Origin of the sequence: Promicromonospora alba (assembly GCF_042654905.1) — a bacterium.
Taxonomy (GTDB): domain Bacteria; phylum Actinomycetota; class Actinomycetes; order Actinomycetales; family Cellulomonadaceae; genus Promicromonospora; species Promicromonospora alba.
This window is the reverse complement of sequence record NZ_JBHSFI010000009.1, coordinates 224,656-239,747: the sequence shown is the minus strand read 5'-3', so window position 1 is coordinate 239,747 and position 15,092 is coordinate 224,656. Positions and strand designations below refer to the sequence as shown.

The window sequence follows — 15,092 nt, the reverse complement described above, 5'->3', positions numbered from 1 at the left end:
CACAGGGAGATGCCGGCCCAGCGTCGCTTCAGCTGTAGGCGGCGGCGTCAGGGCGCCAGAGCCAGCGTCGTGTCGACGATCTTGCGGTACAGAGCCGCGAGGTCTCGACCGCTCGCCGCGATCGCCTGGGGCAGGACTGACATCTCTGTCATGCCTGGCGCGACGCTGACCTCGAGAATCTGGGCTGTGCCCGAGGCGTCGAGGATCAGGTCGGTACGGGACAGATGACGCAGGTGCAGCGCCTGGTGGGCACGGACCGCGACGTCGGACACCAGCGTGGCCTGGTCCGGCGTGAGGCGGGCGGGGGCGAAGAACTCGGTCTCGCCGGCGACGTAGCGGGCGGCGTAGTCATAGCTGCCGTCGGCGACTATCTCCACGGCGGGCAGTGCCTCCGGACCACCGGGCCCTTCGATGACGCTGACGGCCAGCTCGGTGCCGATGACGGCCTGCTCGATGAGCGCCGTCTCGCCGTAGGCGAAGCACTCCACCATCGCTCGCGGCAGGTCCTCCGCCCGCGTCACGACGGTGACGCCGAGCGCGGAGCCGCCCTCTGTCGGCTTGACCACGAGGGGAAGCCCCAGCCGCCGCACTACCGTGTCGAGCACCGGCTGTGCCCCGAGGTCCCGGAAGAGGCTCTGGGGGAGCGTCACGTAGTCGGGCGTCGAGAGGCCGGCATCGAGCAGGGCTGTCTTCGAGATCGGCTTGTTCCAGACCGTGCGGCTGGCGCGCGGTCCCGTGCCCACGTACGGCAGACCGAGCATGTCGAGCACGTCGCGCACCGAGCCGTCCTCGCCGGACGAGCCGTGCAGCAGCGGCCAGACGACGTCGGGCCGGGTCTTGCGGAGGAACGCCAGGAGGTCGGCGTCGACGTCGTGCAGCACGACCTCCAGGCCGGTGGAGCGCAGAGCCTCCGCGACCCGACGTCCCGACCGGAGCGAGACGTCGCGCTCGTGCGACAGTCCACCGGCGAGGATGACCACCAGGGGGGTGCTGTCCGCAGCACCGGGCCTGTTGGGTTGCTTGGGTAGGCCCGCGGCGCCGGCGGATACCGGCGCAGACGGAGCAGGGGTGGAACTGGTCATCGAGAGACTCACTCGGTTGTGATCGACGGGTCAGCTGCCATCGTGCCAGACCGCCCGGCTTCCGGGGTGACCTGCACCTCGGACGCTACGGATGACGTCACGCCAGGTCCGGTGCGGGGCTTTCGACGTCGTCCGTGTCGGGGTCGGGCCGCGCCGCGGTGCCGAAGATCTGCACCAGCTCCGCCTCACCGTTGACGACGCCCGCCAGCCGGCGCACTCCCTCGCGGATACGTTCTGGTGTGGGGAAGCAGAATGACAGTCGCATGTGGTCGGCGCCGCTGCCGTCGTAGTAGAAGGCGGTGCCGGGGACGTACGCGACGCGCGCGGTGACGGCTCGGGGAAGCATCGCGCGGGAGTCGAGACCCTCCGGCAGCCGCACCCACACGAAGAACCCGCCCTTCGGCACGTTCCACGACGCACTCGGGAGATGTTCACCGAGCGCGCCCACCAGAGCGTCGCGCCGTTCGCGATACAGCTCGCGGTAGGCCTTGATCTGCGCTTTCCAGTCACACGTCTCGAGATAGGTCGCCACGGCGAGCTGCGAGGCGTTGGAGGGCGACAGGACCGCCGACTCGCTCGCCAGGACCAGCTTGTCGCGCACCGCGTGCGGCGCGATCACGAAACCGACCCGGTATCCCGGGGCGAACGTCTTGGAGAACGACCCGAGGTACAGCACGCCGTCGCTGTCGTAGGAGCGCAGCGCCGGCAAGGGTTCCTCGTCGAAGCCGAGCAGGCCGTACGGGTTGTCCTCGACGACGAGGACGCCGTGCCGGCGACAGATCTCCAGCAGCTGCGGACGACGTTCGGCGGAGAGCGAGACACCCGCAGGGTTCTGGAACGTCGGGACCGTGTAGAGGAACTTCACGCGGCGGCCCTCGGCCGCGAGGCGGGTCAGCGTCACGTTGAGCTCCTCGGGGACGAGCCCGTCGGCATCGAGCGGCACCTGGACGACGTCGGCCTGGTAGGACCGGAACACGCCGAGCGCTCCGACGTAGGACGGCGCCTCGGCGATGACGACGTCACCCGGGTCGATGAAGATGCGGGTCACCAGGTCGAGCGCGGACTGCGAGCCGGTGGTGACGACGACGTCGTCGGGGTGGGCCGAGACGCCTTCGAGCGCGACGACCTGCGTGATGTGCTCACGCAGGCTCTCTTCGCCCTGACCGGAGCCGTACTGGAGGGCAGTGGTCCCCTTGGTGGCTATGAGCCGCTGCATGGTGTCCGCGATGACATCGAGGGGGAGACCCTCGAGGTACGGCATGCCACCCGCGAGCGACACGACCTCGGGACGGTTCGCGACCGAGAAGAGTGCCCGGATCTCCGAGGCGCGCATGCCGTGCGCTCGTGCCGCGTACGCGCCGAACCATGGGTCGAGGCGGTTACCGGCGGTCTCGGGAAGCTCGTTCACGCGGCCCAGTCTCGCACGGGAGCGGTGTGCGGCAGAGTCTCCGTTCGTGGCGAAACGGTGAGACTACGGGGCTCGCGACGACAAAGAGCGCGTGTCCCGAGACACCCGATGACGTGATCAGGTGAGACGGACACGCGCTCTTCGTAGCGGTGCGTGCGAGGTCAGCCCGCGAGAACCTCGTCGATCTCCTCGGTCAGCGCGCGCTTCGGGCGGGCGCCGATGATCGACTTGACGACCTCACCGCCCTTGTAGACGTTGAGCGTCGGGATCGACACGATGCCGTAGTCCATGGCGGTCTGGCGGTTCTCGTCGGTGTCGATCTTGACGATCTTGATCTTGCCCTCGTACTCCTCCGACAGCTCCTCGAGGATCGGCGCCACCATGCGGCACGGGCCGCACCAGGTCGCCCAGAAGTCGACGAAGACAGGAATGTCAGAGTCGAGGACCTCGGTCTTGAAGGTGTCGTCGGTGACCTTGATGGTGCTCATCCAGCATCTCCTTGTTCGTGGCCCCTAGGGGCCGAGAGGGGCGGGGTCGGTGGGAACCGGCCGGGAGATCAGTCGTTCAGCGAGTCGAGGAAGGCCTGGGCGTCGAGCGCCGCGGAGCAGCCCGATCCGGCGGCCGTGATCGCCTGGCGGTAGGTGTGGTCGACGGCGTCACCGCACGCGAAGACACCGGGAAGGTTGGTCCGAGTACTCCGGCCCTCGACGAGGATGTAGCCGTTCTCGTCCAGGTCGACCTGGCCCTTGACCAGATCGGTGCGGGGCTCGTGGCCGATCGCGACGAACAGGCCGGTCGCGTCCAGGTCCCTGATCTCGCCGGTGACCGTGTCGCGCAGGCTGATACCCGAGACCTTGCTGTCACCGGAGATACCGGCGACCTCGCTGTTCCACGCGAACTCGATCTTCGGGTCCGCGAGGGCCCGCTCAGCCATGATCTTGGAGGCGCGCAGGTCGTCGCGGCGGTGCACGACGGTGACCTTGGACGCGAACCGGGTGAGGAACGTGGCCTCCTCCATCGCGGAGTCGCCACCACCCACCACTGCGATGTCCTGGTCACGGAAGAAGAAGCCGTCACACGTCGCGCACCAGGAGACGCCGCGCCCGGAGAGGCGCTTCTCGTCGGAGATGCCCAGCTCGCGGTACGCGGATCCGGTGGCGAGGATGACTGCGCGGGCGCGGTAGGTGTCGCCGCCGCCGGTCACGATGGTCTTGACGTCACCGGACAGCTCGACCTGCTCGGCGTCGTCCCAGATGACCTTGGCGCCGAACTTCTCGGCCTGCTCGCGCATGGCCTCCATCATGTCGGGACCCTGGATCCCGGCAGGGAAGCCGGGGAAGTTCTCGACCTCGGTGGTGTTCATCAGTGCGCCACCGGCAGTGACCGAGCCCGCGATGACGACGGGCGCAAAACCCGCGCGCGCCGCATAGATGGCTGCGGTATATCCCGCGGGGCCGGACCCCACGATGACGACGTCGAGCACGGGGGCGTCGGTGGTCCCGGCAGCCGGAGCGGTGGTCTGTTCGGTCAAGGTGTTCTCCTCGAGTTCCATGGGCACACGCCATAACACGCGACCGTGTCCTAGTGTTCCAGGCCAGGTCACCTACGGCGTCATCGTGGGCGTGAACCTCGCCACACAACATCGACATTCTTCGATGGGCGGTCGGGCCCCGGCGCTCAGACGCCGAGAACGCCGGGGAAACGAACCATCGACATCATGGGTTCGTTCCCGCCGGCGTTCTGGATTGCTCTGCTGGCTGACGAGGGGTCAGCTCAGCACCACCTCGTTCAGTTCCAGCCGGAAGCCGTTCGACGCCTGCGGCAGCTCGGTCACCCAGATCGTGAACGAATCACTCTCGATCGGCTCGGGCAGCTCGAACGTGGTGGTCTCGGAGAAGGCGCCTTCGGCGAGCACCTCACCGCCCGCACCGCCCTTGAGGATCTGCACCTTGCCGCCCGGAGTGTTGGTCAGCAGCTCGACCTTGCTGACTGAGGCCGGCTCGCGCAGCTTGAGCTCCATACCGAGCGAGTCCTTGTAGCCACCGAACGCGGCCTGCTGGTACGTGGTCGTGTAGTAGAACGTGGCCGGGTCGGTGTCGTACGCGAGCTCGACCTTCTCGGGGTGGTCGATGGTCTCGCCGTTCCAGTCGAGCGTGCCGAGCAGTGCGGCCGAGTCGATCACCGGTCGCGCCTCCGTCTGCGCCGGGGGAGAGGACGGTGAGCTGCCCTCACCCTCACCCCCGGCGTCGCTGGCCGAGGCACTCACGTCAGGCGACGGTGAAGCCTCGGCGATCAGCTCCGGAGAAGGCGAGAGCACCGAGTTGATGGCCCAGATCAGCCCGGCCACCACTGCGACACCGACCAGCCCGAGCACGATCGGCGTCGGGTTGACGCCGCCGCGCTTAGGTGCGGGCTGGGTGGCGAACCCGCCGTCCTGGCCGTAGTAGCCGCCGCCCTGGTCGTATCCGGCCGGGGCGTACTGCGGCGGGTACTGCTGGGGTGCACCCTCCTGCGCGTACTGCCCCTGGTCGTAACCAGGCAGGACCTGGCCGACCGGCTGGCCGAACTGGTCGTAGCCCACCGGTACACCACCATCCGGAGGCGGCGGCGGCACAGGGGCGTGCCCGCCGAACACCTGCGGCTCGTAGGTGTAGTCGTTCTGCGGCTCGGGATAACCAGCGGGCACATTGCCCGCTCCCGTCGCCATCGTCTCGTCGTTACGTGCGATCCGGCCGGTGACCGGGCGTCGAACGGGCGGTGTGCCCTCGGCGCCGAAAGCGTCGGCGATTGACTGCCGTCGCGGCCCCTCCGGCTCGGGCTGCACGAATCCAGGCAGCGATGCCACTACGGAAACCTCTCCCCACGGCTGAAGAGCCGTGGTCACGTCGTCGGGGTTCATCGGTCCGTCGGTGCTGCCGGGCGCGGCGAACGTCCGGCCCACCAGAGCATCGATGTCGGGGTCCACGTGGGGAACCAGCGTGGAGAGCGGCGCCACAGCGCCGGAAGCGTCGAGCAGCGCGGGCAGTGGGATCAGGGTGTCCTTGGCGATCCAGTCGGCCTCGAGATCCTGGCCGGGCCAGCGCGCCGTCATCGCGTAGTAGAGCAGGGCCACCAGGCCCTGAGCGTCGAGCTGCGCGGGCTGGACGTTGAGCGTCGCACCGGAGGCCAGGCCGCCGTCGAGCCCCAGACCGGTGATCCGGACCTGGTGGCCGTCCACCCGCACGGCCTCGGGGCGCAGCGCGGTGTGATGCACACCGCGTGCGTGCGCCACGCCGAGGGCGGCGGCCGCCTCACCTACGATCGCCCGGGCCTGCTGCTCGTCCACCAGACCGCTCGAGACGATCTCGGTCAACGTCGAGCCGGTGTGCGGTTCGGAGACGACATACTTGCGGCCGTCGGCGTCGGACCCGGCGTCGAGGACCCGGACCAGACGTGGGTCCGTGACGAGCGCGGCGCGCCGGGCGGAGTCCAGGGCGTCACCCGCATACGGCCCGGTCACAAGGGTCACGCGGACTTCGCGGTCCAGGATCAGGTCGTGTGCCTCCCAGGCGGTTGCCGCGGTGAGGTCGGTCGACACCTGCTGGCTAAGCCTGTATCTCTCGACCAGCACAATGCCTGGCTCGACGGTGCTCACGCGGACCTCCTCGCTCGCTCGGGGGACAGTAGCAGGTGCGCGACCGCAGGGGCCGGGCACCGTCGCCATGCTACGCGGAACCGCCGACAGCCCGTCGAAATGTCGCAGAGACGCAACGAAAGCGCAGATCAACGATCTGCGCTTTCGTTACGACGACGGAGCGGGTCAGCGCTTGAGCCGTGCGAGCAGCGGGCCGAGCAGGCGATCGAGCTCCTTGACCCGGAGCAGGCGGAGCAGCACCACGTAGATGATGACCATGACCAGGCCGCACAGCGCCGACACCCACAGGCCGCTGAGCATGGTCAGCACCCAGCCGTTGCCGAACGAGAGCACCTCGAACCCGCCGACCAGTCGGTACACACCCCATCCGGCCAGCCCGGAGACGACGGCTGCGAGGAGCGTCTTGGCGTGGAGCGCGAGCACGCGGCCGCCGTCGAGCCGCCCGCCGAGCTTGGTCTTGAGGCCCCGGGTGCGCAGGAGCACGGTGATCCAGTTCGACAGGGCGTACGCGCCGGCGGCGGCAATCACCCAGGTCTCGATCGGCAGCCAGATCTGTGCGGCGATCAGCCCGGCCACCAGCACGAGCGTGGACGGCACAGTGATCCAGAAGACGGAACGCCCGTCCTCGTAGGCGTAGTAGACCCACTTCATGAGGGCCATCGCGCCGAGCGGCACGAGGCCGAACGAGAGAGCGACCAGCACCGGCGCGATGAGCGCGGTGCCCTCCTCGCCCGCCGTGGGGACGATGAACGCCGTGGCCGGGGCGGCCAGCACGGTCAGGGCGGCGGTGGCGAACACCGTGAAGACACCGATCGTGCGCAGACCCGTGGACAGGTCGTCACGGACGCGGTCCGTGTCGCCTTCCTGCGCGGCCTTGCTGATGCCCGTGAACAGGGCGGTCGCGATGGAGACGGTGACGAGCGAGTGGGGCAGCAGGTAGATCAGGAGTGCCTGCGCGTAGGAGCCGTTACCGGCGACCGCCACCAGGGGTGTGCTTGCCGCGCCGGCCTCGGCCGAGACCCGGGTCAGGTACAGGACGCCTGCCTGCTCCAGCACCACCGCGGCGAAGGTCCACAGGGCCACCGACCCGGCCGAGCGCAGTCCGATTCCGCGCAGCCCCAGGCGGAAGTGCCAGCGGAAGCCCGAGCGGAGCAGGGGAACCAGCAGCACGAGCGCCTGCGTGGCGATGCCGAGGGTGGCGGTGCCCGCGAGCAGGATCGTGCGTGGGGTGTCCCACTCCGACAGGTCGTTGATGCCGAGCTCGGGCGAGGTGCCGAACAGCACGAGGAAGATGCCGAACCCGATGACGGAGACGACGTTGTTGGCCACCGGCGCCCACATGAACGGCCCGAACTGCTCGCGGGCGTTCAGCACCTGGCCCAGCAGCGTGTACAGGCCGTAGAAGAAGAGCTGCGGGATGCACCAGAAGGCGAACACGGTGCCGAGTGCGAGCTTCTCTTCCGTCCAGCCGTCCGTGTAGAGCATCACCACCCACGCCGACGCACCCGTGAGGATCGCGGTGATGGCGAGAATGCCGACCGCCGAGACGGTGAGCAGCTTGTCGATCCGCTCCTGCGTGTTGTGCGCGCGGAACGCCTTGACGATCTGCGGCACCAGGACGGCGTTCAGCATGCCGCCAGCGAGAATCGCGAACATCACGTTGGGCAGCTTGTTCGCGACGTCGAACGCGTTCGCGACCGTGCCCACCGACCCGATGGCAGCCACCAGCATCAGGTTTCGCACCAGGCCGCCGAGGCGGGAGGCGGCGGTGCCCGCCGCCATCACCATCGAGTTGCGGCCCAGTCCGCGGGCCGCCGGCGGTGGCGTGGCGGGCGCGCCCGGGCCGCTCGCGGCCTCCGAGCTGGGGTCCGACGCGGGGTCGGTCGGTACGGTCACGGCTTTCTCCTGGGTCAAGCGACTACTCCCGTGGTCTGGGGCCTTGCCCGGTGCTGCGCGGCCGAAGTGTGCGGCGGCCGAAACACTACTCTGCCCGGACGGCCACGGAGTCCGTCGCCGTCGGCGTCGTCGGCTCGGGCGCCTCGGCCGCCGTCCCGGTCGCCTCCTCGACGTCCTCGCGGGTGGCACGGTACGGCGAACGACCGCGCCGCACCGTGCGCCAGATCCCGGCAAGGAACAGCAGCGCGACGAGGCCCGCGGCGATCCAGGTGCCGACCTCTTCCCAGCCCGCGCGAACGCGGACCTGGAATGCCGACTCGTCGGTGAACTGGGCGCCGGTCGGCGTGAAGAGCAGTGCATCGACATCGACGTCACCGGAACCGATGGCGCGCACCGGAATCTGTACGTCGAGCTCCTGACCGGCCGGGACGGTCGTGGTGTTGCGGTTGCCGACCGTGAGCCGCGGATGGTCGGCGCGCAGTGCGACGGTCACCGTCGCGTCCACGTCGAGCGTGTTGCGCACGCGTACCGGGATGTTGCCGACGTCAGTGATGAAGTTGATGTCCTGGCGGGGGACGACGGTCACGGACTCGTGCGTGAACTTGTCGGCCGCCTCGAGCACCCGCTTGGCGAGCAGGTTCCTGATGCCGGGGTCCGACCGCTGCGCGACCGCCAGCGGCGTTACCAGACGGGCGACTCCCGGCTGCCAGAGCGGGGCAGGGTCGTCGACAGCGATGGACGAGAACGTGACGACCGCGTCCCGAGCACGCTCGAGCCTGGCGACACTGCTCGCGGAGAGCTCCGCCTTGTGCACCTTGTGGTTCGGGAGAGGCTCGCGCACGACGTCCGGCGCATCCTGGGCGAACAGGTCGTCCAGGGTCGTGGTCTCCACCCAGTCGGCGTCCTCGAGCGCCCTCAGGACGGAGGTCGCTGCCGCGGCGTCCGGCGTCCAGGTGCGCGGCATCACTATCGACTTGGTCGGCGGCTCTTCCGGTGACTGGTTCACGATGGCTGCCGTCTCCGCGAGGAGGCGTTGCGTTCCCTCGGCGGCGGTGGTCCTGGTGCCTGCAGGCACCGCGTCAGCGGCGCTCTCGGCGTTGGTGGTCTCCGCCTGAGACAGGTCGGTCGCCGAGAGAAGCGCGCTCGTCAGCGTGGGGTCGGTGACTGCGGCGTGCGCCGTGCCCGACGGGGTGGCGACCTCCGCCCGACCGGTGGCCGTGCCGCTCTCGGTGGACAGTCCACCACTCACCACGACGTTCGGCCGACCTGCTGCCACGGCCAGCCCGAGCGTCTCGATGTCCGGCACGGCGCCGTCGGCCGGCCAGGCGAGGCCCTGGCGCCAGCCCTTCGGGACACGCCAGTCGTCCAGGCGGGGCGCACGGAGGAAGCTGCGCGGGCCCATGGTGCGCACGTCGGCGTGCGCCAGCGCGGCGAGATCAGGGTCGCGATCGGGGAGCGTGTACGTGGTCGTGTTGCCCGCGGCGTCGAGGAGACGGTCGGACCAGGCGATGAGTGCGGAGTCCTTCGACGCCGCGGCGACGGCCATCACCGCAGGGTCGACGGCGAGCGACAGCTTGCTGTGCTCCGCGACCTCCACCACGCCGTCGAGCCGCTGGCCCGCGGCGGCCAGCTGCGCCAGCTCGATGTCGGTAGTGCTGTGGTCCGCCGGGTCGGTGGCCGGACCGGTGATGCCGGCGAGGATGCTGAGCCGCATGGGCGCACGCTCGGCGCCGTCGGCGTCGTAGAGCAGGAACGAGCGCGCGATGCCGAGCCGGCCCGTGGCGTCGTCGACGCTGACCGCGAACCGGCGGGGGCCGAAACCTTGCAGGTACTCGACACCAGGGTTGTAGGTGAACGACACGTCCTTGGACGCACCCGCGTTCAGCCGCGCGAGCGGCTGCGTGGTGGGCACGCCCCTGACCGGGTCCAGCAGGTCTGCGGAGGCCCACTCGCTGACCTCGGCGCGGGTCGTGATCGCCACGTAGTTGACGGCGAAGTTGACGTTGGCTCCGGAGATGACGGCGCCGGTGTGGTTGGTGATCCTCGCCCGGATGGTCACCTCGTCGCCGCGCTTCGCGGTCGGGTGCGAGACGTCGGTGATCGAGACGTCCACCGTGCCCTGGGCCGACGGCGCGGCGGGAACACCCTCGGAGAGGTCCTCGGCGACCGTGTCGGAGACGGGAGCCGGGGCTGTGCCGACGGCGGCACCTCCAGACGTCGGACCGGTGGCGTGAGCCGGAACCATGGTGGACCCGGCAAGCAGCACGGCCGCCAGGAGCACGGCGCCTGTCTTGCCGGTGTGGCGGGCCGCCCGGCGGAGGGCGGAACTGTGTGCGAGGTCGGGGTGCTGCGTCATGGCAGGTCGGGGCGCTCCGTGGGGAAGGCGTCGGCACGCAGCGCGTCCCGGAGATTCCTCGACGACTCGAGGAGTTCCAGGGCGGCGACGGCCAGTCGCTGCTCGTTCGGGTACGACAGGCGAGCAGCGAGTTCGTCGACCCTGACCCAGAGAGCGTCCTCGGCTTCGCCGTCCGGATCGTCCTCCACGGTCAGGCGACCGCCCTCCGCGCGCAAGAGGTAATGGTGCACCACCTTGTGGACTCTCCGGTCCTCACCGGTGAACCAGTAGTCGATCACGCCGAGCTCCGCCTGGATCGAGCCGCGGATCCCGGTCTCCTCGCGAATCTCGCGGATCGCCGCCTCTTGAGGCGTCTCACGACCCTCGAGATGTCCCTTCGGCAGGCACCATTCGAGGCGCCCCGTCCGGTTCCGGCGCAGCAGCACTGCCGCGCTGAAGTCCTCGGGCCGTTCAGAACCGCCTCGCAGCACCAGGCCGCCCGCGGAGGTCTCGTCGACGACGGGCAGGTGTGTCGGGCTGTTCGCCGCTGCGCGCCGGGCAGGATTCACCCGCAAGGGCGCTCCGCCGGGCGGCGGGGGCACCTCCGGACGACCGTCAGGACGGTCGCTCGCCGGAACTGGGGTGGACATGCCCCAACACTACCGACTGAGCACCGTTGGTCTGGTCAGGAGCAGGGGCGCGGGCGGTTTCGGGCACGGGTTCGGACATCAGGACCGGGTTTGCCGGTGCGAGTGATCTTGCGGTGAGTGTTGCCCGGCCGCGTCTGGGAGAATCTTGGGCTGTGTCTATCCCTGAGCAGGATCTGTTGCGGCGCGCGCTCGGCGTGCTGACCGAGATGGCGCCCGCCGCGCTCGAGCTGGGCGACCAGTTCCGCGCCGCCGGGCACGAGCTCTCGCTGGTCGGTGGTCCGGTGCGGGACGCGTTCCTGGGTCGTGCGAGCAACGACCTGGACTTCGCGACGTCGGCCTCGCCGAACCAGACGCAGAAGATCCTCGCGCGCTGGGGCGACTCGAACTGGGACATCGGCCGGGAGTTCGGCACCATCGGGGCACGGCGCGGAGACGTCGTCGTCGAGGTGACGACGTACCGGACCGACAAGTACGACCCGGCGTCGCGCAAGCCGCTGGTCGAGTTCGGCGACTCGCTCGACGGGGACCTGTCGCGCCGCGACTTCACCGTGAACGCGATGGCCGTGCGCGTGCCCGACCTGACGTTCGTGGATCCGTTCAACGGCCTGAGCGACCTCGCGGCAGGGGTGCTGCGCACGCCCATCGCCCCAGAGCGCTCGTTCGACGACGACCCGCTGCGCATGATGCGCGCCGCCCGGTTCGCGGCCCAGCTCTCGTTTCACGTGGAACCAGGGACGCTCGCCGCGCTGGTCGCGATGGCCGAGCGGATCGAGATCGTGTCGGCGGAGCGGGTGCAGGCGGAGATCACCAAGCTGCTCCTGAGCGACAACCCGCGGGCGGGTCTCGAGGTCCTCGTCGACACCGGCCTTGCCGAGCAGGTCCTGCCCGAGCTGCCCGCGCTGCAGCTCGAGATCGACGAGCACCACCGGCACAAGGACGTCTACCAGCACTCGTTGACCGTGCTGGAGCAAGCGATCGCCCAGGAGACCGGCCCGGACGGCGCTGTGCCGGCCCCGGACCTGGTGCTACGTCTGGCCTCGCTGCTGCACGACATCGGCAAGCCCGCCACGCGCCGGTTCGAGCCAGGCGGGGGAGTCAGCTTTCACCACCACGAGGTCGTCGGAGCCAAGCTCACCGCGAAGCGGCTCAAGGCCCTCAAGTTCGAGAAGCAGGTGGTCAAGGACGTGTCACGGCTCGTAGAGCTGCACCTGCGGTTCCACGGGTACGGGGAGGGCGCGTGGACGGACTCCGCCGTCCGCCGCTACGTGACCGACGCCGGCCCGCTCCTCGAGCGGCTGCACCGCCTGACCCGTGCGGACTCGACGACCCGCAACAAGCGGAAGGCCAAGCGGCTGTCCGACGCGTACACGGACCTGGAGGACCGGATCTCCGCCCTGCGTGAGCAGGAGGAGATCGACGCGATCCGCCCGGACCTGGACGGGACGCAGATCATGGAGATCCTCGGGATCTCGCCGTCGCGTGAGGTGGGCGAGGCGTACAAGTACCTGCTGAGCCTGCGCATGGAGCGCGGCCCGCTGGGCGAGGAAGCGGCGACGGAAGAACTGAAGAGGTGGTGGGCGGAGCGGTAGGGCGCATGCAGCGTCGGGGCGAGAAGATCCCCGCGCCGTCTCGCTCACGCTCGCTCGTTCCTCGCTCCCTCCGCTACGGCTTTACGGCGGCGCGGGGATCTTCTCGCCCCGACACCGCATGCGGCGTCGCCGGCGGGGTTATACGTGGGTCGGGTCGAAGAGGGCGCTGACCGACTCGCCGCTGTGGATGCGGCGCACCGCCTCGGCGAAAGCCGATGCGACGCTGATCACGGTCAGCTTGTCGTGAGCCAGCAGCCCGGCAGTCGGCACCGTGTTGGTCGTGACGATCTCGACCACGTCCGGGTCGGCTGCGATGCGGTGGACCGCGTCGTTGGCGAAGATCCCGTGCGTGCAGGCGATCCGCACGCTGCGCGCGCCGTGCTCGCGCAGCAGGTCGAGGATGGCGATGATCGTGGACCCGTTGGCGATCTCGTCGTCGAGCACGATGATGTCGCGGCCGGTGACGTCGCCGATCAGGGACGTGATCTCGACCCGGTCGCCGTCGAACCGCTCCTTCGCGGCCGCCGCGACGGGAACACCGAGCATCTTGGCGAACGCCGACGCGCTCTTCGCGTTCCCGAGGTCGGGGGAGACCACGGTGGCCTTCGACAGGTCGCTCGGCAGGAAGTGCGCCGCGAGCTCGCGGAGCGCGTTGAGCTGATCGGTCGGCACCCGGAAGAACGCCTGCACCTGCGGTGCGTGCAGCGTCATCGTGAGGATGCGGTCCACGCCTGCCGTCTCCAGCAGGTCCGCGACGAGGCGGCCGCCGACCGAGATGCGCGGCGCGTCCTTCTTGTCCGACCGCGCATACGCGAAGTGCGGCATGACGGCGGTGATCCGGGCCGCTGACGCGCCCTTGGCCGCGTCGATCATCAGCAGGAGCTCCATCAGGTTCTCCTGCGTGGGGCGCGCCACGGGCTGCACCAGGTAGACGTCGCGCTCGCGACAGTTCTCCAGGAGCTGGACCTGCAGGCAGTCGTTGGCGAACCGCTGGATGTTGATCGGGCTCAGCGCGACGTCGAGATCAGCGCACATCTCGTGAGCGAAGCGCTGACCCCCGGTACCTGCGAAGACCCGTACCTCGGCCATGGCTGGAAGTCTACGGAACGTCGAGCCGACGCGCCTAGCAGCAAGACGGCATCATGTGGTTGGTGAGCCTCACCGACTGGCAGACCTGGGAACCGTTCGTCGACGCGCTGCGTCGCTCCGCACCGCCCGGGACGGACGTGAGCGAGTTCGTCGGCACCGTCGGCCGCGGCGCGTGGCAGGGCACCTACCTGGACGACGGCGACGCCGAACTCCGTCGCGAGCACTACCGCAAGCTCGCGCGCGAGGCCGCCCGGACCGGCGACCGTGGTCCGAAGGCGGACCTCGACGACGCACTGCGCGCGCTCGCCGAGCTCACGCCGGACGCCGAGCAGACCGTGCGGGTAGTTGCCGCCGGTCGCCCCGACGGCGATGTCGTCGAGCTTGTCGCGCTCCCGTCGGCCGTCGACTCGGGGCCGGTCACGCCGATCCTCGAGGTCGTGCTGGAGCCGGGGGCGCTCCCGGCGCAGTACCTCGCGACGATAGTGCCGCCGTCGGACGCCGCTGTCGCGCCATCGGCCGATCCGGACGCCGTGGCGCGCGTGATCGCCGAACGGATGCCCGACGCCGTCGGCGCGTCACCCGACGAGATGGCCGCCGCCGAAGCGGACCTGCCCGCGGGATCGCACCTGCCTGACGAGGTGCGTGCGCTGTATGCGTCAGCGGGTTCGGGGAGTCTGAAGCTCGCGCCCGAGGAGGACCGGTTCGGCGGGTTCGAGATAGTGCCGCTGAGCGGCAGCTTTCTCCGGGAGGCGTTCCTGCCTGCCGCACGCTTCAGCACCTGGTCCGCCGACGCCGGCACCTTCGCCCCCGAGGATCCGTCCGGCAGGGTGCAGCCGGTGATCGGCTCGCCGCTCTGGTTCCCCGTGGGGACCGACGGCGCCGGGAACGTCTACGCCGCCGATCTCGCACCGGGCACGGCCGGGCACGTCGGACAGATCCTGCTGCTCGACCACGAGATGCGCGCCGGGGCGGTGTACCGGGCGGAGAGCCTGGCAGCGCTGCTCCTCGGACGGACGGCGGGCTCGGCGGAACCAGGTCTCGACAAGCTCGACCAGCGAAGGCCGGACCAGGCCGGAGTGGGGCGCGGGGCAAGCTCGGCGGGCCCGGGTCCCGACAGGCTCGACCAGCGAGAGCCGGAGTTCCTGAACCTCGACCCGGCAGGCTGGGCCGAGCGGCTCGACGCCGGGACGGTGCCGGACACGCTCAAGGCTGCCGGCCTCGTCCCCGACCCGGCCCGTCCGCCTGCCCTCACCGAGTCGATCTCGGCCGCGAACCGGCTGCTCGACCTGCGCGGTCTGGAGCCCATCGAGGTCACTCGCGTGACCCGTCCCGAGCGGAAGGGCCTGCTCGACCGGCTCTTCGACCGGTAGGGCGCGCGGACCCGACCAGGACGCGAAGAGGGCGGGAAC

At 70.0% G+C, this 15,092-nt stretch carries 11 protein-coding genes; 2 read left to right on the top strand and 9 right to left on the bottom strand.

Annotated features, from left to right (window positions below; genetic code table 11):
* Window positions 1-47: 47 nt before the first annotated feature.
* The 8 genes from ACFO6V_RS26470 to ACFO6V_RS26435 form a co-directional block, all read right to left on the bottom strand.
* Window positions 48-1,082 (bottom strand): D-alanine--D-alanine ligase family protein, encoded by a 1,035-nt coding sequence (locus ACFO6V_RS26470; protein WP_377141713.1) that lies wholly within the window; start codon window positions 1,080-1,082, stop codon window positions 48-50.
* Window positions 1,083-1,179: 97 nt separating this feature from the next.
* On the bottom strand, window positions 1,180-2,490 hold the full coding sequence (locus ACFO6V_RS26465; RefSeq protein WP_464719263.1) for an aminotransferase-like domain-containing protein: 1,311 nt from the start codon (window positions 2,488-2,490) through the stop codon (window positions 1,180-1,182).
* Window positions 2,491-2,651: 161 nt separating this feature from the next.
* Window positions 2,652-2,978 carry a thioredoxin gene (trxA, locus tag ACFO6V_RS26460; RefSeq protein WP_357448134.1) on the bottom strand — a complete coding sequence of 109 codons (327 nt, stop codon included), beginning with the start codon at window positions 2,976-2,978 and terminating at the stop codon, window positions 2,652-2,654.
* Between the two features lie 68 nt (window positions 2,979-3,046).
* Window positions 3,047-4,042, bottom strand: coding sequence for a thioredoxin-disulfide reductase (trxB, locus tag ACFO6V_RS26455; protein ID WP_377141710.1), 996 nt, complete (start codon window positions 4,040-4,042; stop codon window positions 3,047-3,049).
* A gap of 216 nt (window positions 4,043-4,258) precedes the next feature.
* Window positions 4,259-6,124: a protein kinase family protein gene (locus tag ACFO6V_RS26450; protein WP_377141708.1), complete on the bottom strand. Its 1,866-nt coding sequence runs from the start codon at window positions 6,122-6,124 to the stop codon at window positions 4,259-4,261.
* A 165-nt stretch (window positions 6,125-6,289) separates the two neighbouring features.
* A complete protein-coding gene (murJ, locus tag ACFO6V_RS26445) occupies window positions 6,290-8,020 on the bottom strand; it encodes a murein biosynthesis integral membrane protein MurJ (RefSeq protein WP_377141705.1) in 1,731 nt (576 codons plus the stop codon).
* Window positions 8,021-8,105: 85 nt separating this feature from the next.
* The gene (locus tag ACFO6V_RS26440; protein ID WP_377141703.1) at window positions 8,106-10,376 is read right to left on the bottom strand and encodes a DUF6049 family protein; all 2,271 of its coding nucleotides are present in this window, start codon (window positions 10,374-10,376) and stop codon (window positions 8,106-8,108) included.
* Window positions 10,373-11,005 carry an NUDIX hydrolase gene (locus tag ACFO6V_RS26435; protein WP_377141700.1) on the bottom strand — a complete coding sequence of 211 codons (633 nt, stop codon included), beginning with the start codon at window positions 11,003-11,005 and terminating at the stop codon, window positions 10,373-10,375. The genes ACFO6V_RS26440 and ACFO6V_RS26435 overlap by 4 nt, the downstream gene beginning before the upstream one ends.
* A gap of 152 nt (window positions 11,006-11,157) precedes the next feature.
* Between ACFO6V_RS26435 and ACFO6V_RS26430 the strand changes: the two genes are divergently transcribed.
* The gene (locus ACFO6V_RS26430) at window positions 11,158-12,594 is read left to right on the top strand and encodes a CCA tRNA nucleotidyltransferase (protein WP_377141697.1); all 1,437 of its coding nucleotides are present in this window, start codon (window positions 11,158-11,160) and stop codon (window positions 12,592-12,594) included.
* Between the two features lie 138 nt (window positions 12,595-12,732).
* Here ACFO6V_RS26430 and ACFO6V_RS26425 read toward each other — a convergent pair whose 3' ends face one another.
* On the bottom strand, window positions 12,733-13,683 hold the full coding sequence (locus tag ACFO6V_RS26425) for a ribose-phosphate diphosphokinase (protein ID WP_377141694.1): 951 nt from the start codon (window positions 13,681-13,683) through the stop codon (window positions 12,733-12,735).
* Between the two features lie 62 nt (window positions 13,684-13,745).
* Between ACFO6V_RS26425 and ACFO6V_RS26420 the strand changes: the two genes are divergently transcribed.
* Entirely contained in the window at window positions 13,746-15,053 is a 1,308-nt protein-coding gene (locus tag ACFO6V_RS26420) for an SMI1/KNR4 family protein (protein ID WP_377141691.1), read from the top strand.
* The last annotated feature ends 39 nt before the right edge of the window (window positions 15,054-15,092 follow it).